Raw genomic sequence first — 1,047 nt, forward strand, 5'->3', positions numbered from 1 at the left:
CAATGGCCGACGACAAGTGCGATTTGCCTCCCCCAGACGGCCCGAGAAGAAGAAGGTTGGTGCCGTTGCGCAACCAGCCATCGCCAGCGCAAAGCGCTGAGACGTGCGCCCGGGACACCATCGGCACCGCGTCGAAATCGAAGTTCTCCAGCGTCTTGCCCGGCAGCAGCTTTGCGTCCCTGAGGTGACGTTCGATTCGGCGTCGATCGCGCTCGGCGATCTCGTGTTCGGCCAGCGCCATAAGCAGGCGAGCGGCGGGCCAGCCTTCCGTGTCGGACCGTTCGGCGAACGCTGACCAGATCTGCTTGATGGCGGGCAGCCGCAAATCGTTGAGCAGCAGCGACAGGCGGGTGGCGTCGAATTCGTGGTTCATGCTGCCACCTCCATTTGCAGGTCAAGCAGGGCCTCGTAGTCGCGCAACGAAGCCAGCTGGACGTTCACCTGCGGCAGGCTCGCGGGTTTCGCTTCGAAACGGGAACTCAGCGCGTCCAGATCGGGCAGTTGCCCATCGGCCAGGCACTGCTCGAGCGCCTGCGCCAGTTGTGCCTCGCAGTTGCGCTCGTGGGCCAGACTAAGCAGTTCGACCATCGTCTTGCATGCCTCGCGCTCCGTGCGCTGCTCGAGCAGACGATCGAAGGTCAATCGATAGGCCTCGCGCGGAAAGACCTGGTCGCGGTAGACCAGGTTGAGCAGCGCCATGGGTTTGCGGCGCAGCGCGTGGATGATGTGCCGGTAGTTGATGACGTGGCCGTGCTTGCCCTTGGGCCCCGGACGGCCGCGCTGCAGCGTCATCAGGGCCGTGCCGCCCAGGAACAGTTCCAGCCGGTCGTCATACAGCCGCACGCGCAGTCGATGACCGATCAGCCGCGACGGAACGGTATAGAACACCTTGCGCAGGACAAAGCCGCCGGTCGGGCTGACGTACACACGCGTTTCCTCGTAGTCGCTCGTGCGCTGCGGCGGCAGTGGCTGAAGCAGCGGGCGCTCGGCCTTAATGCGCTTGCCGTTGCGTGCGTTGATGCGACAGACGTGCTCGTCGATGAAGCG

At 64.7% G+C, this 1,047-nt stretch carries 2 protein-coding genes; both read right to left on the reverse strand.

Translation table 11 applies throughout. The features are described from left to right. On the reverse strand, positions 1-373 hold a 373-nt coding region (locus P0D80_RS50410), incomplete at its 3' end, for an ATP-binding protein (protein ID WP_408296301.1). After that, a partial coding sequence (locus tag P0D80_RS50415; RefSeq protein ID WP_408296303.1) for a Mu transposase domain-containing protein occupies positions 370-1,047 on the reverse strand: 678 nt, incomplete at its 5' end. The genes P0D80_RS50415 and P0D80_RS50410, both read right to left, overlap by 4 nt.

Source organism: Paraburkholderia sp. RL17-373-BIF-A (genome assembly GCF_046030175.1).
Taxonomy (GTDB): domain Bacteria; phylum Pseudomonadota; class Gammaproteobacteria; order Burkholderiales; family Burkholderiaceae; genus Paraburkholderia.